Origin of the sequence: Paenibacillus sp. ISL-20 (assembly GCF_018613005.1) — a bacterium.
Classification (GTDB): domain Bacteria; phylum Bacillota; class Bacilli; order Paenibacillales; family Paenibacillaceae; genus Paenibacillus_AQ.
This window is the reverse complement of sequence record NZ_JAGGRD010000002.1, coordinates 20,534-46,319: the sequence shown is the minus strand read 5'-3', so window position 1 is coordinate 46,319 and position 25,786 is coordinate 20,534. Positions and strand designations below refer to the sequence as shown.

The window sequence follows — 25,786 nt, the reverse complement described above, 5'->3', positions numbered from 1 at the left end:
GCTATGAAAGTATTAGTATTGGCTGAGAAGCCGTCCGTTGCGAAGGAAATTGCGAGAGTAATGGGTAGCCGCGAGAAGCAGAAGAATTATTTTGAAGGACCAAAATATATTGTGACCTGGGCGCTTGGACATTTGGTAGGACTTGCCGAACCCGAGGACTATGATAAGAAGTACCAGACCTGGGTTCTGGAGGATTTGCCGATCCTGCCGGATAACACAAGGCTTAAGGTGTTGAAGGAAACAAGTCACCAGTTCAAGACGGTCCAGCATCTGATGAAGCGCCCGGATGTCGGCGAGATGATTATTGCCACCGATGCTGCCCGTGAAGGGGAGCTGCTTGCGCGCTGGATCCTCAAAATGGCGAAGTGGAACAAGCCGTTTAAACGGCTGTGGATTTCTTCCCAGACGGATAAGGCGATCAAGGAAGGCTTTGCATCACTCAAGCCGGGGCAGCAGTTCGACCGGCTGTATGAGTCCGCCCGCTGCCGGGCGGAAGCGGATTGGATGGTTGGACTGAATGTGACGCGTGCATTGACAACCAAATTTAATGCACAGCTGTCGGCCGGCCGGGTTCAGACGCCAACGCTCGGAATGATCATGGACCGGGAGAAGGAGATTGTGAATTTCCGCTCCCAGGAATATGAGACGCTGCAGGCGGATCTGGGGAGCTTTGAGGTATCGTGGCGTCCGGCCGGCGGAGACGGTCGTCTATTCGAGAAGGAGAAGGCGGCCAAGCTGAAGCAGAAGCTGGAGGGCAGCACCGGAAAAATCGTCAGCGTGAAAAAGAGCGAGAAAACCGAACCGCATCCGCTGGCATACGATTTAACCGAACTGCAGCGGGATGCCAACCGCCGATTCGGGTTCTCGGCCAAGCAGACCTCGAATGTGCTGCAGCGCCTGTATGAGCAGCATAAGCTGGTCACCTATCCGCGTACGGACAGCCGTTACCTGACATCCGATATGGTCGGAACGTTGAAGGAAAGGCTGTCGAGCATTGCCATCGGGCCTTATGCGTCCATTGCGCGTCCGCTGCTGCGTAAGAACTTATCACCAGGCAAACGGGTCGTGGATGACAGTAAGGTTACGGATCATCATGCCATCATTCCAACCGAACAAACCGTGCTGCTGAATCAGTTATCTGTCGATGAACGCAAGCTGTACGATCTTATCGTACGCCGGTTCATCAGCTTGTTCTATCCTCCTGCCCGTTACGATAACGTATCGGTTACCGTTCAGATTGAGGGGGAGCAGCTTTACGCGAAAGGGACTACGATCAAGGATAGCGGCTGGCGTGAGGTATACGGCGGCGATTATGATGATGACGCTGACGACGAGCAGGACGATGCTCAGGGTCAGTCTTCAGGCAAGCTCCTGCCGGAGCTGCGAGAAGGAGAGTCGGTGAAGGTGGTCCGCTGCGTGCTGAAACCGGGACGTACCCAGCCGCCGAAGCGTTATAACGAAGCGGCGCTGCTCTCCCAGATGGAGAAACATGGGCTTGGAACCCCCGCGACCCGGGCTGATATCATCGAGAAGCTGGTTAGCTCGGACACGATCGAACGGCAGGGGCAATCCCTCCATCCGACAGGCAAAGGCAAGCAGCTGATTGAGCTTGTTGCTCCAGAGCTGAGAACACCGGAGCTCACGGCGCGCTGGGAGGCCGAGCTCGAACGGATCGCGAAGGGGCAAGGCAAGCCGGAACCATTCTTGCGCGGAATACGGGACATGACCAAGAAGCTGGTAACGGATGTGAAGGGAAGCGAAGCGGAGTATAAACCGCATAATGTCTCGAACAGCCACTGTCCGGATTGCGGGACAAGACTGCTGGAGAAGAAGACCAAGCGCGGCAAGCTGCTAGTCTGCCCGAGTGACGACTGCGGATATAAGCGTTCAGGCGAGAAGCGTCTGTCCAACCGCCGCTGCCCGCAGTGCCACAAGAAGATGGAGATGAAAGAAGGCAAGGCGGGGTTGTTCGTGCAGTGTTTGGGCTGTGGCATTACGGAAACGCTGAAGAAGGATGCCAAGCATGTGAACAAACGTGAGGAGCGGAAGCTCTTGCAGCAATACAGCAAGCCGGAGTCGATAGGCTCCAATCTGGGTGACCTGTTGAAGGCGGCCCTTGAGCAGAAGGGGAAGGAATAATCTGCAAAGGTGAGTTTGCCGAGGGGTCTGCTCAGTCCCACGATGGGCATCTTCCAAGGCTTGAAATGCGTTTTTCTTGCCGTTGTTAGCATAACCTCGGGTGCAATGGCTCATTCTACGGACAGGGGGTGATTTGCATGCCGAATCATAAAGCAAGAAAAAGCGAAAACCAGCAGAACAAATCAAGCATTCTTGAGGAGAGCAAGACCCTCAAACCGAAAAAGGCTGCAGACTATGTTCCGAGCCTGAACGAAATATCCAAGAATGAATCATAAGTTTTCGTAGAGGTTGAGTATGGTCTGGTTGTCATTATGCCGGACACGGGTCCGCTCCGATTTATGACGTCGGCCGTGTCCTAATAATGGCATTCATAGATGGCTTGGCCATGGCTAGGATTGTTTAGCCGGCATTGTCTTCATTAGCCTGCAGTTCTATAATAACAGTAGAACGTAAAGCAAATGGCTGATTGGGCAAGATCGATCAGTTGGAATGGGGGTGCGTGAACCAACGTGAGACCTGCACTGATCGTTTGGTTTATTTTTATCAATGCGGTAGCCTATCTGGTCATGTCCGAGGATAAGCGGCGTGCCCGAATGGGAAGGGATCGGGTTCCGGAGCGAACACTATTTCTGCTAGCTGCCATCGGCGGGGCCTTGGGTGTATGGATTGCCATGTACCGCAAACGTCATAAAACGAGGCATTTATCCTTTAAACTGGGCGTGCCGCTGTTGTTAGTCGTGAATGTCGCGCTATACACGTACTTCTGGGGATAAGTCGGATTAATCTGAATTACATAGGAACATCACAGCAAGTCAGCAAGCTCGTTTCATATCGGTATGAAGTTGTTTAATAATAAGTAGTAGGTCTTTTAACTATAGAAAGAGGTGGCCTGTATGCTTTTTACTAAAATTCTTCTAGCTTACGACGGCTCCAAAGCAGCGAATAAAGCGCTCGGACGTGCGGTTGAACTTGCCAAGGTAACACCGGGAGCTACGCTGGATGTCATTCATGCTTACGATTTTCCGCGTTTCTTCGTTGGGGAAGGGCTTGCCCCGATTCCAGCTTCACTTAATAAAGATGTCTACGATCTTGCCGTGCAGACGACAGAGGAAATCCGCGAGCGGATTGAGAATTCCGGCGTCACCGGTCAAGTGGAGATGATTCAGGGTCCTCCGGCTGAAGTCATTCTGGAGTACGCGAATCAGAACGGCAGTGACCTTATTGTCATCGGCAGCCGCGGTCTTGGCGGAATTCGTGAGTTTGTTCTCGGCAGTGTCAGCCATAACGTGGTGCAGCATGCAAAGATTCCGGTACTGGTAGTGAAATAATGTTGTTGGGGATGCTGAGGCGTCCCTTTTTTTCTGAGAAAGTACGATGATGTCGTTTTTCTTGGGTTCAAATGTTCTTCGGTTTTGCATCCGCTGGTGCCGCTTCATTCTTATCGTACGCGATATAGTCCGGGTCTTCGCTCTAACAGCGGTCCGTTAGGGTGATAGGTGCTTTTTTATCAGAGGAGGTTCATATGGAAATTATTCTACTTATAGTCTTGGTTGTTCTGGTCGGTCTTATGGTGTCCAGTCGAATGACGGCAATGGAAAAGCGAATGAAGCAGCAGCAGAACACGTTAAAACAAATTGCAAACCAATTAGGCATACCCGAGCCGCCGGTACATGAGGAAGCCAAAAGGCTGCTGGAGGAAGGGCAGGATATTAAAGCGATTAAAATCGTACGAGAAGAATTAGGATTGTCTTTGGTGGAAGCCAAACAATATGTAGATGCCATCAAGCATGGTGAGCAGTAGAACAGGCCTGAAGGGAAAGACAGGTTTCTTTCAATTATAGATGAGGTGTTGCATTCTCCAGGGTAAACTCCCAACGCCCACCGCGGTATTCAATCTTGTGCAGCCCTGTATTCGCCGCAGGGAAGAACGGGTGCTTATTGCTCCATGAAATATCCTTCATCAGATGATAAATGATATTGATAACTCCACCGTGAGTGACCACCAATACGTTCTCATGTTTGTTAGCAGCAAGCTGATCCTCGCATAACCTCGTGAAGGTTTCCTTAATCCGCACAAAATTCTCCTGGGGGCTCTCACCGCCAGGATATCTTTCGTCCATCCGTAAGCTTGAAAAATACAACCCAGGAAATTTTTCTTCAGCTAAAGCGTGGGGCATGCCGGCTAGCAGACCGTTGTTGGTCTCCCTCCAATCCTCGAAAGCTTGAAAGGGCAGGCCCAACTTATCGGCAATTATCGCAGCAGTCTGATAGGCTCTCTGCAGATCGCTGCATACGATCCGGTGGATATTCAAATCATGATGATGTTCATATAAGTAATTCCCCAGCTTCTCCGCTTGCCCGATCCCTTTGTTTATGAGCCCGCGCTGGCTCCACCCTCCGCGGTACCCTTCTTCATCTTGACCATGCCTTACCAGATAAATAGCCATCGGTTCCTCCTAAGCGATTGTTTTGTCGAATTTAACATTAATGACGGGTTAAACGATTTCGACACTCGACTCCATTTTCCTTGTAAGTAACTACAATTAAAGAGCAGAATACGGTCTTATTTTATTCTGCGATAATACTTTTCCCTTACCCTCTATGCAGCAGCAAAAAAGGTTCACGCTCCAGCGGAGCGGACGAATCGTGGATGGAGAAGCGCAAGCGTTCGCCTTTAAACACGGGAAACATCCATTATAGTTCAATCCAGTTTCCCGTGTTTAACAGCGATCGGAATCACGATGCGTCAGCGCAGCGGCTGCCAATGCTCCACATGTACTGCTCACGGCTTTTCCAGTCCGACAATGTTCACGCCTTTTATTTAGCCCGCAGTCTTCAGGAAGTTTTTGCTGCTGCATGCTTACTCTCTAGATACGAACATTATATTTTCTATAAATCCGATTGTTCGTGTTTAGGTTGACATGAGGTGTCAGAAATTGATAAACTGAGGATGTTGAGGTTCAAAATAACTTATGAAGCATGATTGATGAAATTTAATATTTCTCGTATAAAGCCGGGGATATGGCCCGGAAGTCTCTACCCGGAAACCGTAAATTTTCGGACTACGAGGGAATACAAACGGTGCGGCTACGATGGGGCTTGGTTTCATGTTTGCCTCTTTGGCGGCGGATGCGCAAGACTCTTCTGCTTGACGCAGGCAGCAGCGTTCGTAATCCTTGTATGTCCGAGACCTGCACAGACTTTGTGTTTACGGGATCGGACTTTTTTTTCAGCAGTTAACCATTCTATTGTCGATTTTCGAAGAAAGCGGGGGTAACTCATGACAGCACAAGTAGGAGTCATTATGGGAAGCCAATCAGATTGGGATACGATGTCCCATGCATGCCAGGTGCTAGACGAGCTTGAAATTCCTTATGAGAAAAAAGTCGTATCCGCTCACCGGACGCCGGACTTGATGTTCCAGTATGCCGAGGAAGCGGAAGGCCGGGGGCTTCGCGTCATTATCGCTGGAGCCGGCGGAGCCGCTCATCTGCCCGGGATGGTCGCTTCGAAGACGGTATTGCCGGTCATTGGCGTTCCGGTGAAATCGAAAGCGCTGAAGGGGTTGGATTCATTGCTGTCGATCGTGCAGATGCCAGGGGGCATTCCGGTAGCGACTGTAGCGATCGGCAAAGCGGGAGCCACTAACGCCGGATTGCTCGCAGCCCAGATTTTAGGCACTTCGGATGCAGGGATTCGCGAAAGAGTGCAAGCGCGCCGAGACCGTATCCGTGATGAAGTGCTGGAAAGCAGCGATAACTTATGATGGAGAACGGAGCACAGCAGACGCGAGTACCTGGCAAAAAGCTACTGCCTGGTTCCGTCATTGGCGTACTTGGCGGGGGACAGCTCGGACGGATGATCGCGCTGGACGGGATCCGGATGGGATATTCGTTTGTCACCCTCGATCCAACGCCGAACTCCCCGCTTGGCCAGATGGCCGAGCAGGTTACGGCCCGGTATGACGATGTGGAGGCTGCCCGGCAGCTCGCCGTCAAGGCTGATGTCATTACGTACGAATTCGAAAATGTCGATGCGGGCGTAGCCCAGCTTCTGGAGGAGCAGTCTTATGTTCCGCAAGGAAGCAAGCTGTTGTACACCACGCAGCACCGGCTGCGCGAGAAGGCAGCGATTGAAGCGGCCGGCGTACCGGTTGCACCGTATCGTGAAATAACAAGCTTGGAAGATTTACAATCCGCCGCCTCTGAACTTGGACTTCCGTGCGTGCTTAAGACCGCCATGGGAGGTTATGATGGTAAAGGGCAAGCGGTTCTCCGCAGCGAAGATGATCTGGAATCAGCCTACAGGGAGCTGGCTGCCAGCGGGACGGAGCTAGTGTTGGAGAAGTTTGTGAAGTTCGCGTGCGAGATCTCTGTGATCGCGGCGCGCACGCCCAGCGGCATCGTGAAGAGCTTCCCTCCGGCAGAGAACGTGCATGTCAACAATATCTTGCACTTGTCGATTGTGCCTGCTCGCGTGACGAGCGAAGTAAAGCGCAAAGCATGCCAGCTCGCGGAACGCGTGGCAGAGGGAATGGGAGCTGTTGGCCTGCTGGCTGTCGAGATGTTTGTGACCGAGGATGGGGAGCTGTACGTGAATGAGGTTGCACCTCGTCCGCATAACTCGGGTCACTATACGATGGAGGCATGCTCAACCTCCCAATTCGAGCAGCATGTGAGAGCGATCTGCGATTTGCCGCTCGGGGACACAACGCTGCTGAGCCCGGTCATCATGGTGAACCTCCTGGGGCAGCATCTGGAGGAAGCGGTACGGCGTTTTGGAGAGCACGACGCACTTGCAGAGTCTCTCGGCGTTGTGCCTAAGCTTCATCTATACGGCAAGAGCGAATTGAAGATTAACCGCAAGATGGGTCATATCAACCTCCTGTGCGGGGATGTCGATGCAGCGCTCGAATGGGTAGAGAAAATGAATATTTGGAGGCAGGATTAAACGATGATTGAACGTTACAGCAGACCGGAAATGCGGGCGATTTGGACCGAGGAGAACAAATTCAGAGCATGGCTGGAAGTAGAATTGTGCGCATGCGAGGCATGGGCCGACCTTGGCATCATTCCGAAGGAAGATACTGTTAAGCTTCGCCAGAATGCGACCTTTAATATGGACCGAATTTATGAAATCGAGCAGGAAACCCGTCATGATGTCATCGCTTTTACCCGCGCGGTATCGGAAAGTCTTGGCGAGGAGCGCAAATGGGTCCACTACGGATTGACTTCGACGGATGTAGTGGATACGGCGATGGGATACTTGCTTTTGCAAGCCAACGATATTTTGGAGCAGGACATCCTGCGTTTTATCGGTATTTTGAAAGAGAAGGCACTGGCCTACAAGCATACCCCGATGATGGGCAGAACGCATGGCGTGCATGCAGAGCCGACAACCTTCGGTTTGAAAATGGCGCTGTGGCATGAAGAGATGATCCGTAACCTGGAGCGTTTCCGCCATGCGGCCGACGGCGTGCAGTACGGCAAAATTTCCGGCGCAGTTGGAACGTATGCCAACATCGATCCTTCGGTTGAAGAATTCGTCTGCCGCAAGCTCGGTACGAAGCCGGCGCCGATCTCGACCCAGACGCTGCAGCGTGACCGTCATGCGGAATACATGGCAACACTTGCGCTGATCGGTACTTCGCTTGAGAAGTTCGCTACTGAAGTACGCGCGCTCCAGAAGAGTGAGGTTCGCGAGGTCGAAGAGGCATTCGCCAAAGGACAAAAAGGCTCCTCCGCGATGCCGCATAAACGGAATCCGATCGGTTCGGAGAACATCTCGGGTCTGGCGCGCGTCATTCGCGGCCACATGGTTTCCGCTTACGAGAACGTGTCGCTCTGGCATGAGCGGGATATTTCCCACTCCTCGGTAGAGCGGATCATCCTGCCGGACGCTACGATGCTGCTGAACTACATGCTGAACCGCTTCGGCAACATCGTGAAGAACCTGACAGTCTTCCCGGAGAACATGAAGCGCAACATGGCTCGCACATACGGCGTTCCTTTCTCCGGCCGGATCATGACGAAGCTGATCGACAAGGGCTTCAGCCGCGAGCAAGCTTACGACACCGTTCAACCTCGAGCCATGCAGGCATGGGAAGAGCAGCGTCAATTCCGCGAAATCGTGGAAGCCACGACTGAGATCACCGAGGTGCTCAGCGCCGAGGAGATCGAAGATGCATTTAATCCAAGCTGGCATCTGAAGCATGTGGATACCATTTTTGCCAAGCTGGGGTTGGAGTAGGGTTAGAAACGGATTAATCCGCATTCATAAAAGATCTAGAGAAGATCATTTTCTACAACGGAGAAGGCGGAATTGTTTTGTAGAAGCGTTAGCGGTCTCCTTTGTCCCCGGATTTCAACCATATAATCGTATGTAATAGAAATCTGGGGACAACAGAGATCGGAAAAATAATCCGCATTCGTAGTGATGATATGCAGACAAACTCTAGTCCAAGGGGAGGAACACATGACATTACCGGCATTATCGACCGCCACTCATCTGGTCAACGTACCGCTGCTGTATAAGGGCAAGGTTCGTGAATTGTACGACCTGGGCGAGCATGTACTCATTGTAGTAACCGACCGTATTTCCGCTTTTGACTATGTGCTGGAGCCTCCTGTACCGGCCAAAGGAACCGTGCTGAACAAACTGAGCGCCTTCTGGTTTGAACAAACGGAACAGCTCATCAGCAACCATGTCGTGCACACGGACGTGAACCTCCTGGGCGATGCCGTCAAGGACAAGGATCTGCTGGATGGACGAATCATGGTGTGCCGCAGGGCCGAGCGTATCGATATCGAATGCGTAGTGCGCGGATACATCACCGGCGGAGGCTGGAGGCAGTATCAATCCTCGGGAGAGGTCAACGGCATTAAGCTGCCGGAGGGCCTGCGCAAGAATGAGGCTTTTCCGGAGCCGATCTTCACGCCAGCTGCCAAGAACGATGTCGGTCATGACGAGGACATCCCGCTATCCCGCATGAAGGAGCTTGTCGGCGAGGAGCTCGCGCTGCAGCTGCAGGACAAAAGCCTGATGCTGTACAAGTTCGCCCGCGATTATTGCAGCAAGCACGGCATTATTTTGGCCGATTGCAAGTTTGAGTTCGGTTTGATCGACGGAGAGATCATTCTGATCGATGAGATCTTCACGCCGGATTCCTCCCGTTTCTGGGATGAGGAGAATTATGCGCTCGACATTGAGATTGACAGTATGGATAAGGAGCCTGTACGCACGTATCTCGCTTCGTCCGATTGGGATAAGAACAGTGAGCCAGATCCTCTGCCGCAGGCCGTGGTGGAGGAGACGACGCGCCGCTACACCGACATTTACAGCCGAATCACGGGTGCAAGTCTGTAAAGCTTTTATAAACCATTTCATTCATATATACCGAGGAGGAACAGGATACAATGTTGAAAGCAAAGGTCTACGTCACGATTAAGCAGAGCGTATTGGACCCTCAAGGGGTAGCGGTGCAAGGTGCACTTCATTCGATAGGGTACAAGGAAGTGGAGAGTCTGCGGATCGGTAAATATATGGAACTTGAGCTGGGTACGGACAACCGTGAGGAAGCCGAGTTGCGAGTGAAAGAAATGTGTGAAAAGCTTCTGGCTAATACGGTGGTTGAGAACTACCGTTATGAATTGGAGGGCTAAACCAATGAGATTTGCAGTGCTGGTCTTTCCTGGCTCCAATTGTGATATTGACTGTTATAAGGCGGTAGAGGAGGCGATCTCGCAGCCGGTGGATTATGTGTGGCATACGGCTACGGACCTTTCCCCATACGATTGCATTTTGGTACCCGGCGGATTCTCCTATGGAGATTATCTCCGGTGTGGTGCGATTTCCCGATTCGCCCCGGTTATGAGCGAAGTGGCGAAGGCGGCAGAAGAGGGCAAGTATATTCTTGGCATCTGCAACGGATTTCAGATTTTGACGGAAGCCGGACTCCTTCCGGGAGCTCTGCGTCGTAATGATTCGATGAAATTCCGCTGCCATGACACGGTGCTCAAAGTGAACAATAATACAACGCCATTTACGCGTGAATACGCGGAGGGGCAAGAGATTGTCATTCCCATTGCGCATGGCGAGGGCAACTATTACTGTGATGAAGAAACACTTCAAAAGCTCCGGGACAACCGGCAAATCGTATTTACGTATCAAAACAATCCGAATGGCTCGATCGAGGATATCGCAGGCATATGCAACGAGCGGGGCAACGTAATCGGCATGATGCCGCATCCGGAGCGCGCGGTCAGCAGCTTGCTCGGATCGGATGACGGTAAAGCAATGTTTACATCCATATTACAGGCATGGAGGGATACTCATGGCGCAGCAAACGTCCGTTAAGGAACCGACAGCAGAACAGATCGCAGAGCATCAGATTTACAAGCAGATGGGAGTTTCGGACAGCGAGTATGAGCTGATCTGTTCCTTCATGGGACGCAAGCCGAATTACACGGAAATCGGCGTATTCAGTGTCATGTGGTCCGAGCATTGCGCCTATAAAAATTCCAAGCCATTGCTTCGTCGTTTCCCGACAAGTGGCCCGCGCGTCCTGATGGGACCGGGCGAAGGCGCTGGGATCGTCGATATCGGTGACAACCAAGCGGTTGTATTCAAAATCGAAAGTCATAACCATCCGTCCGCTGTAGAGCCTTATCAAGGCGCAGCCACGGGCGTTGGCGGCATTATCCGCGATATTTTCTCCATGGGGGCAAGACCGGTAGCGATTCTCAACTCGCTTCGGTTCGGCAAGCTGGAGAGCGATCGCGTTAAATATTTGTTTGAACACGTGGTATCCGGTATTGCCGGTTACGGCAACTGCATCGGGATCCCGACGGTAGGCGGCGAGGTTGTATTCGACGAAAGTTATGAAGGCAATCCGCTGGTCAATGCGATGTGCGTCGGCATTATCGACCATGATAAGATTCAGCGCGGCGTTGCAAAAGGGGTAGGCAATCCGGTCTTCTATGTCGGCCCTCCAACTGGCCGCGATGGCATCCACGGGGCGACCTTCGCTTCCGTAGAGCTGACGGAGGAATCCGAAGCGAACCGTACGGCCGTTCAGGTCGGCGATCCGTTCATGGAGAAACTCGTGATGGAATCCTGCCTCGAGCTGATTGATTCCGGCATCGTGCTAGGCATTCAGGATATGGGCGCGGCTGGATTGACTTGCTCCAGTGCGGAAATGGCAAGTAAAGCAGGCAACGGTCTTGAGCTGTACCTGGACCAAGTGCCTCAGCGCGAAGAGGGCATGACGCCTTATGAAATGATGCTATCGGAATCCCAGGAACGGATGCTGTTCGTGGTTGAGCCGAAGCATGAGGAGCAAGCACGAGAAATCTTCGAACGCTGGGGCGTTATCTGCGCCAAAGTCGGCAAAGTGACGGACGATGGCCGCCTGAAGCTGATCCACCACGGTGAGGTGGTAGGCGACATGCCGGTTAAAGCGCTCGTAGACGAATGCCCGATCTATAACAAACCATCCCAAGAACCGGCTTATTACAAAGAGCAGGCCGCGGTGGATACGCTTCGTTATGAAGAAGTGAAGGATTTGGGCGGTGCCCTCAAAAAGGTGCTCGGTTCGCCAAGTCTTGCAAGCAAAGCATGGGTATACAACCAATACGATTATATGGTTCGCACCAGCACGGCCGTTCGTCCGGGTTCGGATGCTGCTGTCGTAACGGTGCATGGAACGCGCAAAGCCCTGGCGATGACAACGGACTGTAACGGACGTTACGTCTACCTCGACCCTGAGCTTGGCGGCAGAATCGCCGTTAGCGAAGCAGCGCGCAATATCGTGTGCTCCGGTGCCGAGCCGCTGGCGATTACGGATAACCTGAACTTCGGAAGTCCGGAGAAGCCAGAAATTTTCTGGCAGATGGAAAAAGCTGTGGACGGCATGGCGGAAGCTTGTCGTGAGCTTGAAACGCCGGTTATCGGCGGTAATGTCAGTCTCTACAACGAGAATGCCAAAGGCGCGATTTATCCGACGCCGGTTGTCGGCATGGTTGGCCTGATCCATGATACGGATCATATTACAACACAAGGCTTCAAGGCGGAAGGCGATGCCATCTATGTGTTGGGTGATACCCGTGCGGAGCTTGGCGGCAGTGAGTTCCAAGCGATCATTCACGGGGTGTCGGAAGGCAGACCGCCTGAACTGACCCTGGATACCGAGAAGAAATTGCTCGGCGGCGTACTGAAGGCTATCCAATCCGGTCTGGTACAATCCGCGCATGACGTGTCGGAGGGCGGACTTGCAGCCGCACTGGCAGAGAGCTGCATCAGCGGCAACATTGGGGCGAGCGTACAATGGTCAACCGATCTGCGTAACGACGTAGCGCTCTTTAGCGAGAGCCAATCCCGGATCGTGTTGTCGGTGTCCCCAGATCATAAGAATGCGCTGGAGAAGCTCCTGCAAGAAGCGGGTGTTCCATTTACCGCACTTGGCGTAGTCGGCGGGAATAAGCTTAGCATTAACATTAACGGTGCTTCTGCGCTGGAAGAATCCGTGGAGGCTTTGAAATCCGTCTGGGAGGATGCCATTCCATGTCTCATGAACTGATACCCGAAGGACTGTGGACAGGGGATTACTACAATGAGGGAACAGGTCAGAGCGATATTTTCGATACATTAAAAGAAGAGTGCGGCGTATTCGGGGTGTTTGGGCATCCCGATGCCGCCTCCTTTTCCTATTACGGGCTTCACGCCCTCCAGCACCGCGGCGAGGAGAGCGCAGGAATCTGCGTGGCCGATGGCGAGAACTTCAATTATCATCGCGGTATGGGGCTGGTAAAAGAAGTGTTTGATAAAGACAAGCTGGAATCGCTGAAGGGCAGCATGTCGATCGGGCATGTTCGTTATTCAACCAGCGGGGACAGCGGGCTGACGAATGCGCAGCCGCTCGTCTTTAAATACCGCGAAGGCAATCTGGCGATCGCAACGAACGGCAACATCGTCAATGAGCCGAAGCTTCGGCGCGAGCTGGAGATGGAGGGTTCCATATTCCAGACGACCAGCGATACGGAGGTCATTGCGCATCTGATTGCACGGTCGCCGAAGGACTTTGTCGAGGCTGCCAAGGATGCCTTGCGGCGTCTGGTGGGCGGGTTTGCCTTTCTGCTCATGACCAATGACAAGCTGCTCGTCGCCTCGGACCCGAACGGACTCCGTCCGCTAACGATGGGTCGTCTGGGCGATGCGTATATCTTAACCTCCGAGACCTGTGCACTTGAAGTCATCGGGGCGGAAGCGATCCGCGATGTCGCTCCCGGGGAGCTGCTAATCCTCGATCGGAACGGGCTTCGGGAAGAGCGGTACACGGAAGCGGGACGCAAAGCGTTGTGCGCGATGGAATATATATATTTCTCCCGTCCGGACAGCGATCTGAACGGCTCCAACCTGCATTCGGCCCGCAAACGGATGGGCAGCAAGATGGCCCTGGAATCGTTCGTGGATGCGGATGTGGTTACGGGGGTACCGGATTCCAGCATCTCGGCCGCTATCGGTTATGCCGAGCAAACGGGCATTCCTTATGAGCTGGGATTGATCAAGAATAAATACACGGGCCGGACGTTCATTCAGCCGAGCCAGGAGCTGCGCGAGCAGGGCGTGAAGATGAAGCTGAGCGCGGTACGGCGTGTGGTCGAAGGCAAACGGGTGGTCATGATTGATGACTCCATCGTACGGGGAACCACGTCCCGCCGGATCGTCAATCTGCTTCGCGAAGCGGGTGCTACCGAAGTGCATGTGCGGATTACGTCGCCGCCATTCAAGAACCCTTGCTTCTACGGCATCGACACTCCGGACCGCAGGGAGCTGATTGCCTTCGAGAAAAGCGTCGAGGAAATCTGCCGGGAGATCAACGCGGATTCCCTGTCGTTCTTGAGCCCGGAGGGACTTATATCCGCCATTGGCGGTTATGATGAGCACAGCCCTAAAGGCGGTCTGTGCATGGCCTGCTTTGACAATGATTACCCGACGCAGATTGATTTTAACGGGGAAGAGAAGATGGGCTGCAGCTGCTGATTCTGCAGTGGACAGCCATTTTTTCTAGGTTTTATCCTTTAAGTGCGTGTTCAAAAGGTCGGTTTTCAGCACCGAGAAGGTTGGATGAAGCAAGGGACTGAGGAGCGGAGCGTACGTCTGGTACGTGAGCACCAGAAGGCCCGGCTGAATTCAAGATTCGATGCTGAGTGGCTTCCTGATTCACTTCGTGATCAAAAGAGAGCTTTTTGAACAACCTCTTAAGCTGATTATTGATTAAGCCCATAAATAATGTGTGAACGGATACTTTCGTCATAACGAAAAAGGAGTGTTGAGCGCGTGTCGGATACTTACAAACAAGCAGGCGTGGATATCGCTGCAGGCAACGAAGCGGTAGAGCGGATGAAAAAGCATGTCAAAACGACTTTCAGACCGGAAGTCATGACCGACCTCGGGGGTTTTGGCGCACTGTTCAAGCTGAATAAAGACCAATATGAAGAGCCGGTACTCGTCTCAGGCACGGATGGCGTCGGCACAAAGCTGAAACTCGCATTCGCGATGGACCAACATGATACCATCGGCATTGATGCGGTAGCGATGTGCGTGAACGATATTGTGGTGCAAGGCGCAGAACCGCTCTTTTTTCTCGACTATTTAGCGTGTGATAAGGTCATTCCGGCCAAAATCGAGTCCATTGTCAAAGGGATCGCTGACGGATGCAATCAAGCAGGCTGTTCCCTGATCGGCGGAGAGACGGCGGAAATGCCAGGCATGTACAGCGAAGGCGAGTATGACATCGCGGGCTTTACCGTAGGGATTGTCGACAAAAGCAAAATGATCAACGGGTCGAATATCGCGGCAGGCGACACGGTGATTGGTCTAGCATCCAGCGGTGTGCACAGCAATGGCTTCTCGCTTGTCCGGAAGCTGCTTCTGGAGGACGCCGGCTACTCCCTGCAGCAAGAGCTTCCGGAACTGGGCGGACGTCTTGGGGACGTGCTGCTCGCACCGACAAAGATTTATGTGAAGCCGCTGCTTGGACTGTTGAAAGAGATCGAAGTAAAGGGCATGGCGCATATTACGGGCGGCGGATTCATCGAGAATATTCCGCGCATGCTGCCGGATGGCGTCAATGTCGACATCGAATACGGCTCTTGGCCGATTCTGCCCATCTTTAAGCTGATGCAGGAAAAAGGCAACATTTCGAACAAGGATATGTTTACGACATTTAATATGGGAATCGGCATGGTGCTTGTCGTTAAGGAACAGGATGCAGACGGAGCGCTTCAATATCTCCGCTCCGCAGGCGAAGAGGCTTATGTGATCGGCCGCGTGACCGAAGGCGAACGTCTTGTAACCTTCACGGGAGCTGAGGTGTAATGAGATCGTTTCGGATTGCGGTTTTCGCTTCCGGCAGAGGCAGCAACTTTCAGGCTTTGGCAGACGCGCAGCACAGGGGGGCTTTGGGCGGCGTAATCAGCATTCTGGTATGCGATAAGCCGCAGGCTCCCGTCGTGGAGCTGGCTCAAGCGGCGAATGTGGATGTATTCGCGTTTCAGCCGAAGGAATATGCCACGAAGGAAGATTATGAACGTGAAATTGCGGTAGAGCTTCAGCAGCGCGGTGTCGAATTGATTGTCCTTGCAGGATATATGCGGTTGTTGAGTCCGTCCTTTGTCGAGTTCTATAGCGGCCGGATTATTAACATTCATCCTTCGCTGCTGCCTGCTTTTCCAGGTAAAGACGCGATTGGCCAAGCGCTGGATTATGGTGTGAAGATGACCGGTGTCACGGTTCATTTCGTTGATGGCGGCATGGATACCGGACCGGTTATTGCTCAGAAAGCTGTAGAGATCAAGGAAGGCGATACGGCGGAATTGCTGGCACAGCGTATTCACGCGGTGGAGCAGAAGTTATACTCCGAAGTCGTCTCCTGGTTTGCCCAGGGGCGGATTTCGCTGAACGGGCGGAATGTGACGATTACCGAATAAGCTATTGTAATAAAGCAGACAAGGTTTTTCTGTTAATCGACATGTTCGATATTTCTCGGGAAATAATTTGCAATTATGGATCTTCGACAGCATCTACGGAATCAAGACAGGTCTACTTAGTTGATTTTCATTCAAAATAGGGGGTATGAACGTGGGTATCAAAAGAGCTTTGGTCAGCGTTTCGGATAAAACCGGTATCGTGGAATTTTGCCGCGAGTTGTCTTCATTGGGTGTAGAGATCATTTCGACAGGGGGAACCAAGAACCTCCTCGCCAAAGAAGGTGTTCCTGTCATCGGCATTTCCGATGTGACCGGATTCCCTGAGATTCTAGACGGACGCGTCAAAACCCTTCATCCAGCCGTACACAGCGGCCTGCTTGCCATTCGCGACAGCGAAGAGCATCAGCGTCAGATGCAGGAGCTGGGCCTCGAATACATCGATATGGTCGTGGTTAACCTGTACCCATTCCAGGAAACGATTGCGAAGCCGGATGTCGAGTATGAAGATGCAATCGAAAATATCGACATTGGCGGTCCAACGATGCTGCGTTCGGCTGCGAAAAACCATGCTTTTGTGAGCGTGGTTGTCGATGCTGCGGATTATGGCAGCGTGATTGAGGAAATCCGCGGCGGCGGCGACACGACCTTAGAAACTCGTAAACGCCTTGCAGCCAAGGTGTTCCGTCATACGGCAGCCTACGATACGTTGATTTCCGACTATTTGTCGAATGTAACGGGCGATCCGCTTCCTGAGCGCTTTAGCGTGACCTACGAGAAAATTCAGGACCTTCGTTACGGCGAGAATCCGCATCAAAAAGCCGCATTTTACCGGAAACCGCTGGCACCTGTGGGTACCTTGACGACAGCGGAGCAGCTGCACGGTAAAGAGCTCTCCTACAACAATATCAATGACGCGAATGCGGCCCTGCAGATCGTGAAGGAGTTCGACGAGCCGACCGTGGTGGCCGTGAAGCATATGAACCCTTGCGGCGTCGGAATCGGGACGAATGTGCTGGAAGCTTATCAAAAGGCTTATAATGCCGACCCGACATCCATCTTCGGCGGCATTGTGGCAGCGAACCGGACGATTGACGCTCCGACGGCGGATCTGCTGAAGGATATCTTCCTTGAAATTATCCTGGCACCGGACTTCACGCCGGAGGCGCTGGAGATTTTGACGAAGAAGAAGAACATCCGTCTTCTGAAAATGGGCGAGTTTGGCTCGGCCAAGGAGCGCCAAAGCACGCTTGCCGTGACAACTATCGAAGGCGGCATGATTGTGCAGGAAAGCGATGTGCATTCCCTGGATGCCGCAGACCTGCAAGTTGCAACAGATCGCAAACCAACGGAAGAGGAGCTGAAGCAGCTGCTCTTCGGCTGGAAGGTTGTAAAGCACGTGAAGTCCAATGCGATCGTATTGGCGGCAGACGACATGACCGTTGGTGTTGGCGCAGGCCAGATGAACCGTGTCGGCTCGGCACGCATTGCAGTGGAACAGGCAGGAGAGAAAGCCAAGGGAGCCGTTCTTGCTTCCGATGCGTTCTTCCCGATGGGAGATACCGTGGAGCTTGCAGCGAAAGCCGGCATTACCGCTATCATTCAGCCGGGTGGCTCCATTAAGGATGAGGAATCCATCAAGGCAGCCAACGAATACGGGATCGCCATGGTCTTTACTGGCGTGAGACATTTCAAGCACTAATTCATGAGTTTAAAAAGGGGGCTTCGCTACAGCCGTCAGGCTGCAACCGAAGGAACACCTTTCATTCAGCAACATATAGAGGCGACGCCGCTCTTTCGAGCGCGCCGCCTTTAAGTTTAAGGGGACAAGAAGGTGAAGGTGACCTCACGCTTCGCCCTGTAAATCATTCATGTTATGAAATTTCATCGGTAAATTGAAATGAATCGGGAGGCAAAACCATGGATATTTTAGTTATCGGAGGCGGCGGAAGAGAGCATGCCATCGTATGGGCACTGGCGAAGAGCCCGAAAGCGGATAAGATCTACTGTGCACCCGGCAATGCTGGCATCGGACAGCTGGCCGAGTGCGTGCCGATTGCGGTATCAGAGTTTGATAAGCTGGCAGCATTCGCAGTGGAGAAGCAAGTGGGACTCATTGTCGTCGGTCCGGATGATCCGCTGGCTGACGGTATCGTAGACGCGTTTGACGCTACAGGCATCCCGGTATTTGGTCCGCGTAAAAATGCAGCCGAAATTGAGGGCAGCAAAACCTTCATGAAGGATCTGCTCCATAAATACGGTATTCCGACGGCAGCTTACGCGAAGTTCGACGATTATGAGGAGGCGCTTGCTTACTTGCGCCAGCAAGGTGCACCGATCGTCGTGAAAGCGGACGGGCTCGCAGCTGGCAAAGGCGTTACCGTTGCAAGGACGATAGAGGAAGCCGAGCAGGCACTCAGCGACATCATGCAATCGAAGGTGTTTGGCGATGCCGGAAGCCGGGTGGTCATCGAGGAGTTCCTGGAAGGCCAGGAAATGTCGATCCTGGCCTTTGTGGATGGTGAAACCGTGAAGCCAATGTCGGCTGCCCAGGATCATAAACCGGCTTATGATGGAGATTTGGGGCCGAATACCGGAGGAATGGGAACGTATTCGCCTTTGCCTCATATTCAGCCATCCATCATTGAAGAGGCGATTGAGACGATCATCAAGCCTACGGCAAAAGCGATGGTAGCTGAAGGGCGTCCGTTCCGGGGCGTTCTGTTCGCCGGATTGATGATCACACCGGAAGGCAAACCGAAGACCATCGAATTCAACGCCAGATTCGGCGACCCGGAAACGCAGGTCGTATTGCCGCGTCTGAAGACCGATCTGCTTGACGTCTTCCTTGCTGCCGTAAATGGAAACCTGGCTGATCTTGAGCTGGAGTGGAGTGATGAAGCGGCAGTATGCGTCATTCTGGCTTCTGGAGGCTATCCTGCATCGTATCCGAAAGGAATTGCGATCAATGGGCTGGACAACGAGCAGGACGGGACAATTGTATTTCATGCGGGTACTTCTCGCGATGCCGATGGAACGTGGAGAACGAATGGAGGACGTGTCCTGGGCGTTGTCGGTTTAGGAGCTGATATCGCTTCAGCACGTGCGAAAGCCTATGAACGGGCAGAAGCGATTTCGTTTGAAGGCAAGCAAAACCGGACGGATATTGCGCTGAAGGCGCTTGTTTAGAGTCATTTTCTGGCTAATAAAATATACTTGAAAATAAAAGGAGTCTTCGTCGAGAAGACTCCTTTTATTTGTAATCATAACCAGATTCACGAGCCCAACGTCTGTCCGACTTCTTGTATTATTCGATCGGTTGATTATTTACATTAACTTAACTGTAACATAAACCCCTGTCTGGAACTGCCAAAAGGGCCTATATACTCTGTGCCGTGAGAGGAGCAGATAACCGTGCTCTGCATTATGATGCCTTGTATTAATTTATACTTTGTTCAGTTTCTGTTTACCTAATGTTAACTTTGCATCGATAGGATGATTAAGAAAGGATAGAGTTGATCCATTTCCAGCACCTCTTAGCAGATAATCTGAGCTTTTGGGAGATGACTCTGTTATATAATATAATCAGTTGTTTGTTAAAATATGAAATAATGGAGAAAAATGCTATGGATAACATTTTTGTTCTGCTTGTAGATGATGAACAAGGGTTATGCGATATGTTGACTACCGTTTTGAAGAAGGAAGGCTTTCGGCATATTCGAAGCGTGGGTACAGGGCAGGAAGCGGTGCGAATATTAACGGAGTTTAATCCGGACGTGATCATACTGGATGTCATGCTCCCGGATGAAGACGGCTTTGAGGTGTGCCGAAAAATTCGCAAAATGACCGAAACGCCGATTCTCTTCCTTACTGCCCGGGACTCTGACTTGGACAAGCTGATGGGGTTTGGCATTGGCGGGGACGATTATATTACGAAACCGTTTAATCCATTGGAGGTCGTTGCCCGGACCAAAGCTCGTCTGAAATATAAAATACAGCGGGAACAAGAGGCTCAGCCGCGATTAACTCAATTGGATTTTGGTTATTTTCGGCTGGATCTTGCAGCCGGGGAGCTGATCGTAAATGGAAAGCATTTGGAGTGTCCGGCGCGTGAATGGGAGCTGCTTGTATTCCTATGCCGTCATCCAAACCGTATTTTTAGTACACGTCAATTATACGAATCGGTCTGGAATGAGCCCTATCTTGGCGATGAGAAGACGGTTGTAATCCATATCTTTAGACTGCGAAAAAGGGTGGAGCCCGATCCCGGAAACCCACGGTTTATTGTTAACGTTCGTGGACTTGGCTACAAAATGCTGGCCCCAAGGAAGGGAAAAGAATGAATCCAATGGTCACAATGGCTTTTCGCTTTATCAAAGTAACCATTATTTTGGTGATGATGTTTGTCTTGAGTTTTATTTTGTGCGCGGTGATATTTATATATCTTCAGGATTGGATGAATCCCCGGGGCACGATATCCATGAAGACTTTTTTAGCTGTTACGGGCTTCGTGCTAATGGTTATATTTTTCATTGCTTTCGGTTGGTGCGTGGGCAAACCTCTCACTTATCTAATACGCTGGATCAACCGATTATCCGAAGGAAATTACAGCCAGCCGCAGGAACATTTCCGTCAGCCGAGCGAAGGCTCCGATGGCTCATTACATCATAACAACTATCGTTATCCGTATGTCTTATATAAAGAATTATTTGATCGAATGACGCAATTATCGAATCAATTGCAGCGCAGCGAGACCGATCGAATAAATATGGAGGCCAAGAAGCAGGAATGGATCGCTGCTATTAGCCACGACCTCAAGACACCACTGTCCTATGTCGAAGGATATGCTCACATGCTCGCGGCGGCCGATTATCAATGGACCGATGAAGAAAAGCAGAATTTTAGCAGGCAGATCAGCGATAAGACAGCGGAAATGAAGCAGCTGATCCATGACTTGAACCAAACGGGCCGATGGTCTGTCGAACAGTTCCCCATGAATAAAAGGGAGGATGATATCGTGAATTTTCTGCGTGATATGATGATCGATATCGCAAACCACCCGTTAGCCGAGCAAGCTTCATTTACGTTTACTGAGCAAGAGAACGTGTGCATGATGGATTTTGACAGCAGACTGTTAGGCAGAGTCTTTCAAAATGTATTCATGAATGCGGTTATTCATAATCCGCCCGGCATCGAGATTCAGTGCGGTATCTCTTTAGAAGGAAAGCGTTGTATCATCGTGATCGAGGATAATGGAATTGGGATCGAGGAAACAAAGTTAAGACAGGCTCTGGATCAATCCGGTAAAGGAATTGCTATAGCCAATGCCTTTGTTGAAGCCCATGCAGGCTGTATGAGCATTCTGCCCGCAGATGGTAAGGGCACCCGGGTTAAAATTGTATTACCGATCCGTCCATAAATTATCCTAACGTTCATTTCTTGTTTACCTCCTGTTTATTTCCTATTGCTAAACTTTAAATGTTAGTTAAGTCAAGCAGGAGGAATAAGAGATGAACGAATATGCTATCGATACACATCAGCTGACCAGAAGATTCGGGCAGCGGGAAACAGTAAAGCAGATTAATTTGAAGGTTCCCAAGCGGGAGGTCTATGGATTTTTGGGGCCAAATGGAGCCGGTAAGACAACAACGATTCGGATGCTCCTAGGACTCATCCGCTCGTCATCCGGGGAGATTCGTATACTTGGCAAAGATCTGAAGAAGAACCGAATGGACATTTTAAAAGATGTGGGTTCTCTCGTAGAATCTCCTTCATACTATGCTCATCTTTCAGGATACAATAATTTGAAAATCATGGCGCTAATCCACGGTATACAAGAATCCAGGATTCAGGAGGTTCTGGAATGGGTGAGACTTAATCATGCAGCTCATCAGTCGGTCAGGAGTTATTCACTTGGCATGAAACAGCGGCTCGGGATCGCAATGGCGCTTATTACGAATCCCAAATTATTGATTCTGGATGAGCCGACGAACGGACTTGATCCATCAGGAATTCAGGAAATTCGTGAGCTGATTACTAGACTTCCTCGTGATTTTGATATAACGGTTTTGCTCTCAAGCCATTTATTGAGCGAAATTGAGCAGGTTGCAACCTGGGTGGGAATTATTAACCAGGGGGAAATGATTTTTCAAGGACCGCTTAAGGAATTAACCGACCGAAGTAAGCCTTATGTATGGATTGAGATGGATCGGCCTGTGGAAGCAGCAGCTGCTCTGAACGATCATGGATGGGATGCGGAACCTGAAATAACAACGGGTCAGATCAGAACTTCCATGACCACCAGGCCGCAATCGGCGGAAATGATTCGCTTTCTTGTGAATCGGCAATATGATGTATACCGTATAACGGAGAAGAAGAAGACCCTTGAGGAAATCTTTCTGGAATTGACCGGTCAGGAGAACAGCTTATGATACTGGAACTGATGCGTGCAGAGGGATTGAAGCTGAAGCAATTATGCCGGTGGATGCCTCTCATTCAAGGCATCATTTTAATCAGCATGACGGCTCTTGAGTGGTATCTTTATTTTCGTCAAGGTCCGGGGGGCATCTATTCTGGCTTTGCCGTAATGTATTTGTTCTTATCTTTCATTTTTTTATTGGGAATTACGCTCCTAGCCAGCATTATGGCCGGTACCGAGCACGAAACCAAGGCATGGAAGCAGCTTCTTGCGATGCCTGTTCCTAAAGGCTCTGTATTCCTGGCAAAAATGGCGTGGATATTTATTTTGCAGCTATGTACCGTAATCATTACTATTGCTGGCATGTGCATGATCTGGGTTCTATACTCGGATGAACCGATACCATGGGGAATTATGATATTGCAGCCTCTATTCGCATGTTTGGCAACACTGCCGATGATGGCCATTCAGCTCTGGTTGTCTACTGTATTTTCCAACCAGGCATTACCGCTGGCTATAGGGATATTTGGATCTATCTCCAGCCTGTTTTTAGCTCGAAGCCCTTCTTTTGTGATTCAGATCCTTCCCTGGTCGTATCCGTCATTATCCAGTCCGCTTGTCCCTGGTCATATGCAGTGGATTGGCATCTCACTCGGAATAGGGGCAATGCTGTCAGTTCTGGGAGCTCTCCTGTTTGCCAGGCGAGAATTTGAATAGGAGGTTGCCAGATCATGAGAATGCTGTTGCGTGCTGAAGGAATGAAACTTCAATGGAGAATTATATTTTTACTCATTGTATTGGATACGCTGATCAACTCAGCGATGGGAGCGATGCAGCTTCAGAGTTTAAGGGACTTTTTTCCGCCTAGCTGGTCTACGCTTTATATACACAGCGTAAATCTTCATTCTATGTTTTTCTATCCTCTGTACAGCGGGATTGTAGCATCTTTATTGTGTTTATATGAGCATAAAGATGGGGGCTGGAAGATCACGATGAGTTTGCCGGTCCCCAGATATAAGGTCTTTTACGTAAAATTTATTTTGTTGGTCGGGATTTTGGCGTTGGTGCAAATCGTATTTTTGCTTGGTTACCTTGGAACGGGTTATCTTGTCAAGGCTCCTGAAAGGATTCCGTGGGAGTCATTACTGTATTCAGTCATTGGGGGATGGATAGGAGTTTTACCACTCGCAGCTTTACAACTTATGGTTTCGATAAGAGTGCGTAATTTCGGAGCATCGCTGGCGATGTCCATAGGTTATGTGGTACCGAATATCGTGCTGACAGGTTTTCATTCTGCGATTGGGGCCTGGCTTCCGTTTACCATTCCCTACTATGTTATGATGCCACAGTCAGCGCTTTACGCGCCAAGAGTTGAACCTTACAGCTTGTGGTTAATTGTGTTATTTACAGGAATGGTGTATTTGTTGATAGGGCAGAAATTTGTTGAAAAAAGAGATTGGTTGTAGCCCATTCGTTAAACATATAGGTGGTAAATAGTTTTCTTTACCCTGGTGTACTAACACCAGGGTTTGTTTAATGATAAGTCGATGTGCAAACGTTTGTGCAACAACGGAGCGTTTTACAGCCGTTCTCGTCCATTTTAGAGAGTAGAAAGACTGAATTGCACAGCATATGCACAACTATTTTTACGATAATTTACGAAATAGAGTGAATAGTGAAGGTAACAAGAGATTATATGCCTAAAACGGGCAAAAATGATCTGTGCAAACGTTTTTACATTCAATATTAAATGGTGTATGATGTTTTCAGTGAATGAAGCGCTTTCTCAACGGGATTTTTCCTAAGTATCTCGCCAGATGCTACATAGAAAAAGAGACGCTGAAAATTTCTGAAATCGTTTGCGCAGATTTCCAACATTTTCTGATCATTTATTGAGAGGGGTAATCATGGAATGAAGATGAAGAAACTACTTACGCTAGCTGCAACCTTCACGTTGGCGTTCTCCATTACAGCGTGCGGAGGAAATTCACCTGCTCCTGCTGCTGAGGCACCTGCTGAGAATCCACCGGCACAGGAGACGCCGGCCGAAAATACAGAAGCACCGGAACTTAAGCCAGAGGAAGGCGCTAAATTGATCGTATGGGAAAGTAGAGATGAAAGAGCCTACACGGATGCGGTTGCGAAAGAATTTACCGAGAAATACGGTGTTGAAGTAACCATCGAAGAATTGTCTCCAACCGACCAAGTGACCAAGCTTCAACAAGACGGACCATCCGGATTGGGTGCTGACGTTGTATTGTTCCCTCACGATAACCTGGGCAAAGCCGTAGCTACAAACCTGGTTCTGCCAAATGATTTCTTCGAAGAAAAAACGAAGAGCAGCAACACGGAGGCCGCTATTCAAGGTGTAAGCTATGACGGCGTTCTGTACGGATACCCGCGCGCTGCTGAAACATACCTGATGTACTACAACAAGGACTTGGTAAAAGAAGTTCCAACAACGATGGAAGAAGTTATTGAATTCAGCAAAACCTTCACAGACAAATCCAAGAACAAGTATGGATTCATGTTCGAAACAGGTAACCTGTACTTCGCATATCCATTCCTTGCTTCCAATGGCGGCTACATCTTTGGTAACGGCGGCGCAGATGTCAACGATATCGGCCTCAACAATGAAGGAGCAGTCAAGAGTATGGAAGTTTACGCAAGCCTGAAAGAAATCCTTCCGGTTAAATCCGGCGACATTACGCCTGATATCAAACGCGGACTGTTCACATCCGGTGATCTGGCTATGGACATTAACGGACCTTGGGAGCTTGGCGGATACAAAGAAGCGCTTGGCGACAAGCTTGGCGTTGCTCCAATCCCAACCATCGGCGGCCAGCCTGCTGTATCGTTCTCCGGTATCAAAGCTTGGTACGTAAGCTCGTTCACGAAATATCCGCAAGCCGCTCGCTTGTTCGCGGACTTTGCAACAAGCAAGGAAGCTCAATTGAAACTGAGCGCACTGGTTGGATCGGTTCCGACAAACAATGAAGCTCAAGAAGACGATCAAATCAAGAATGACGAGTATGTATCCGCATTCACAGAGCAATTCAAATCTTCCCAACCGATGCCATCCGTTCCTGAAATGGCTAACGTATGGTCTCCTGTAGGTGCTGCACTGGCTGAGATTTGGGATAACAACAAAGACGTAAAAGAAACGCTTGATAAAGCTGTAAATCAAGTGAAAGATCTCAACAGTGGTGGAGCTAGCGAGTAATTACGTTCTTATATAATACGA

General features: G+C 50.7%; 25 protein-coding genes and 1 riboswitch. Of the genes, 23 read left to right on the top strand and 2 right to left on the bottom strand.

What is annotated here, in order from left to right; genetic code table 11:
* Window positions 1-3: 3 nt before the first annotated feature.
* The 5 genes from J7E85_RS02650 (at window position 4) to J7E85_RS02630 (ending at window position 3,940) form a co-directional block, all read left to right on the top strand.
* Window positions 4-2,139, top strand: a complete 2,136-nt coding sequence (locus J7E85_RS02650) for a DNA topoisomerase III (protein ID WP_215154692.1) — start codon at window positions 4-6, stop codon at window positions 2,137-2,139.
* 137 nt (window positions 2,140-2,276) lie between these two features.
* Window positions 2,277-2,414 carry a hypothetical protein gene (locus J7E85_RS02645; RefSeq protein ID WP_181469949.1) on the top strand — a complete coding sequence of 46 codons (138 nt, stop codon included), beginning with the start codon at window positions 2,277-2,279 and terminating at the stop codon, window positions 2,412-2,414.
* Between the two features lie 234 nt (window positions 2,415-2,648).
* Window positions 2,649-2,912, top strand: coding sequence for a DUF1294 domain-containing protein (locus J7E85_RS02640; RefSeq protein ID WP_076325616.1), 264 nt, complete (start codon window positions 2,649-2,651; stop codon window positions 2,910-2,912).
* 120 nt (window positions 2,913-3,032) lie between these two features.
* Window positions 3,033-3,467, top strand: coding sequence for a universal stress protein (locus tag J7E85_RS02635; protein WP_076325615.1), 435 nt, complete (start codon window positions 3,033-3,035; stop codon window positions 3,465-3,467).
* A gap of 194 nt (window positions 3,468-3,661) precedes the next feature.
* Window positions 3,662-3,940 (top strand): hypothetical protein, encoded by a 279-nt coding sequence (locus J7E85_RS02630; RefSeq protein ID WP_215154690.1) that lies wholly within the window; start codon window positions 3,662-3,664, stop codon window positions 3,938-3,940.
* Window positions 3,941-3,974: 34 nt separating this feature from the next.
* Here the strand turns inward: J7E85_RS02630 and J7E85_RS02625 are convergent, their stop codons facing one another.
* The gene (locus J7E85_RS02625; protein ID WP_215154688.1) at window positions 3,975-4,586 is read right to left on the bottom strand and encodes a histidine phosphatase family protein; all 612 of its coding nucleotides are present in this window, start codon (window positions 4,584-4,586) and stop codon (window positions 3,975-3,977) included.
* 536 nt (window positions 4,587-5,122) lie between these two features.
* Window positions 5,123-5,224, top strand: a riboswitch (purine riboswitch).
* A gap of 195 nt (window positions 5,225-5,419) precedes the next feature.
* On the opposite strand from J7E85_RS02625, the gene purE reads away from it, so the two are divergent.
* From purE to purF, 8 genes are all read left to right on the top strand, one after another.
* Window positions 5,420-5,905: a 5-(carboxyamino)imidazole ribonucleotide mutase gene (gene purE / locus J7E85_RS02620; protein ID WP_215154686.1), complete on the top strand. Its 486-nt coding sequence runs from the start codon at window positions 5,420-5,422 to the stop codon at window positions 5,903-5,905.
* Window positions 5,902-7,089, top strand: coding sequence for a 5-(carboxyamino)imidazole ribonucleotide synthase (purK, locus tag J7E85_RS02615; protein ID WP_215154684.1), 1,188 nt, complete (start codon window positions 5,902-5,904; stop codon window positions 7,087-7,089). Before purE ends, purK begins: the two co-directional genes overlap by 4 nt.
* 3 nt (window positions 7,090-7,092) lie before the next feature.
* Window positions 7,093-8,388, top strand: coding sequence for an adenylosuccinate lyase (gene purB, locus J7E85_RS02610; RefSeq protein WP_215154682.1), 1,296 nt, complete (start codon window positions 7,093-7,095; stop codon window positions 8,386-8,388).
* Between the two features lie 225 nt (window positions 8,389-8,613).
* Window positions 8,614-9,504: a phosphoribosylaminoimidazolesuccinocarboxamide synthase gene (locus J7E85_RS02605; protein ID WP_215154681.1), complete on the top strand. Its 891-nt coding sequence runs from the start codon at window positions 8,614-8,616 to the stop codon at window positions 9,502-9,504.
* Between the two features lie 50 nt (window positions 9,505-9,554).
* Window positions 9,555-9,800, top strand: coding sequence for a phosphoribosylformylglycinamidine synthase subunit PurS (gene purS / locus J7E85_RS02600; protein ID WP_012819094.1), 246 nt, complete (start codon window positions 9,555-9,557; stop codon window positions 9,798-9,800).
* 4 nt (window positions 9,801-9,804) lie between these two features.
* Window positions 9,805-10,494: a phosphoribosylformylglycinamidine synthase subunit PurQ gene (purQ, locus tag J7E85_RS02595; RefSeq protein ID WP_215154680.1), complete on the top strand. Its 690-nt coding sequence runs from the start codon at window positions 9,805-9,807 to the stop codon at window positions 10,492-10,494.
* Window positions 10,472-12,715 (top strand): phosphoribosylformylglycinamidine synthase subunit PurL, encoded by a 2,244-nt coding sequence (purL, locus tag J7E85_RS02590; protein WP_215154679.1) that lies wholly within the window; start codon window positions 10,472-10,474, stop codon window positions 12,713-12,715. The genes purQ and purL overlap by 23 nt, the downstream gene beginning before the upstream one ends.
* Window positions 12,700-14,178: an amidophosphoribosyltransferase gene (gene purF / locus J7E85_RS02585; RefSeq protein ID WP_215154678.1), complete on the top strand. Its 1,479-nt coding sequence runs from the start codon at window positions 12,700-12,702 to the stop codon at window positions 14,176-14,178. Before purL ends, purF begins: the two co-directional genes overlap by 16 nt.
* Before the next feature lie 31 nt (window positions 14,179-14,209).
* On the opposite strand, the gene J7E85_RS02580 is transcribed toward purF, so the two are convergent.
* Window positions 14,210-14,452, bottom strand: coding sequence for a hypothetical protein (locus tag J7E85_RS02580; RefSeq protein WP_215154677.1), 243 nt, complete (start codon window positions 14,450-14,452; stop codon window positions 14,210-14,212).
* 23 nt (window positions 14,453-14,475) lie between these two features.
* On the opposite strand from J7E85_RS02580, the gene purM reads away from it, so the two are divergent.
* The 10 genes from purM (at window position 14,476) to J7E85_RS02530 (ending at window position 25,765) form a co-directional block, all read left to right on the top strand.
* On the top strand, window positions 14,476-15,516 hold the full coding sequence (purM, locus tag J7E85_RS02575) for a phosphoribosylformylglycinamidine cyclo-ligase (protein ID WP_215154676.1): 1,041 nt from the start codon (window positions 14,476-14,478) through the stop codon (window positions 15,514-15,516).
* A complete protein-coding gene (gene purN / locus J7E85_RS02570) occupies window positions 15,516-16,127 on the top strand; it encodes a phosphoribosylglycinamide formyltransferase (protein WP_076325605.1) in 612 nt (203 codons plus the stop codon). Before purM ends, purN begins: the two co-directional genes overlap by 1 nt.
* Before the next feature lie 151 nt (window positions 16,128-16,278).
* A complete protein-coding gene (gene purH / locus J7E85_RS02565; protein WP_215154675.1) occupies window positions 16,279-17,826 on the top strand; it encodes a bifunctional phosphoribosylaminoimidazolecarboxamide formyltransferase/IMP cyclohydrolase in 1,548 nt (515 codons plus the stop codon).
* Window positions 17,827-18,044: 218 nt separating this feature from the next.
* On the top strand, window positions 18,045-19,313 hold the full coding sequence (purD, locus tag J7E85_RS02560) for a phosphoribosylamine--glycine ligase (RefSeq protein ID WP_215154674.1): 1,269 nt from the start codon (window positions 18,045-18,047) through the stop codon (window positions 19,311-19,313).
* Window positions 19,314-19,750: 437 nt separating this feature from the next.
* Window positions 19,751-20,467: a response regulator transcription factor gene (locus J7E85_RS02555; protein WP_215154673.1), complete on the top strand. Its 717-nt coding sequence runs from the start codon at window positions 19,751-19,753 to the stop codon at window positions 20,465-20,467.
* Window positions 20,464-21,543 carry a sensor histidine kinase gene (locus J7E85_RS02550; protein WP_215154672.1) on the top strand — a complete coding sequence of 360 codons (1,080 nt, stop codon included), beginning with the start codon at window positions 20,464-20,466 and terminating at the stop codon, window positions 21,541-21,543. Before J7E85_RS02555 ends, J7E85_RS02550 begins: the two co-directional genes overlap by 4 nt.
* 91 nt (window positions 21,544-21,634) lie before the next feature.
* The gene (locus J7E85_RS02545; RefSeq protein ID WP_215154670.1) at window positions 21,635-22,555 is read left to right on the top strand and encodes an ABC transporter ATP-binding protein; all 921 of its coding nucleotides are present in this window, start codon (window positions 21,635-21,637) and stop codon (window positions 22,553-22,555) included.
* Window positions 22,552-23,259 carry an ABC transporter permease gene (locus J7E85_RS02540; protein WP_215154668.1) on the top strand — a complete coding sequence of 236 codons (708 nt, stop codon included), beginning with the start codon at window positions 22,552-22,554 and terminating at the stop codon, window positions 23,257-23,259. The genes J7E85_RS02545 and J7E85_RS02540 overlap by 4 nt, the downstream gene beginning before the upstream one ends.
* A 14-nt stretch (window positions 23,260-23,273) precedes the next feature.
* Window positions 23,274-24,008: an ABC transporter permease gene (locus tag J7E85_RS02535; RefSeq protein WP_215154666.1), complete on the top strand. Its 735-nt coding sequence runs from the start codon at window positions 23,274-23,276 to the stop codon at window positions 24,006-24,008.
* 446 nt (window positions 24,009-24,454) lie between these two features.
* Window positions 24,455-25,765, top strand: a complete 1,311-nt coding sequence (locus J7E85_RS02530; RefSeq protein ID WP_215154664.1) for a sugar ABC transporter substrate-binding protein — start codon at window positions 24,455-24,457, stop codon at window positions 25,763-25,765.
* The last annotated feature ends 21 nt before the right edge of the window (window positions 25,766-25,786 follow it).